The sequence below is a fragment of the Faecalibacterium sp. DFI.5.82 genome (assembly GCF_029076575.1).
In the GTDB taxonomy this organism is placed as follows: domain Bacteria; phylum Bacillota; class Clostridia; order Oscillospirales; family Ruminococcaceae; genus Faecalibacterium; species Faecalibacterium duncaniae.
This window is the reverse complement of the sequence record NZ_JARFIS010000287.1, coordinates 1-327: the sequence shown is the minus strand read 5'-3', so window position 1 is coordinate 327 and position 327 is coordinate 1. Positions and strand designations below refer to the sequence as shown.

The window sequence follows — 327 nt, the reverse complement described above, 5'->3', positions numbered from 1 at the left end:
GCCGGGATTCTCGGCGTGGTTGGGGTTATACCAGCAGGTATCCAGCCCAGCGTTCACACCGCCCTGCACATCACTGCTCATGCTGTCGCCCACCATCAGCACGTGCTCACGGTTCTCCACGCCCAGCGCACGGAGCGCGGCATCAAAAATCTTGCGGTTGGGCTTTTCTCTGTCCATTTTTTCAGAAACGAACACATCCTCCACAAAATCCAGAATGCCGGATTCCCGCACACGGCGGCTCTGCACCCGGTCAAAGCCATTGGTCACAACAGCCAGTGTTGCCACTTCTGAAAGCTCCCGGAGCACGTCCAGCACGTTGGGAGAAGC

Annotated in this window: 1 protein-coding gene; it reads right to left on the bottom strand. The window is 58.1% G+C overall.

The genetic code is table 11. The features are described 5' to 3' along the window. Positions 1-327, bottom strand: a 327-nt coding sequence (locus tag P0G09_RS16640) for an HAD-IA family hydrolase (RefSeq protein WP_275253217.1), incomplete at both ends; no start/stop codon positions are given.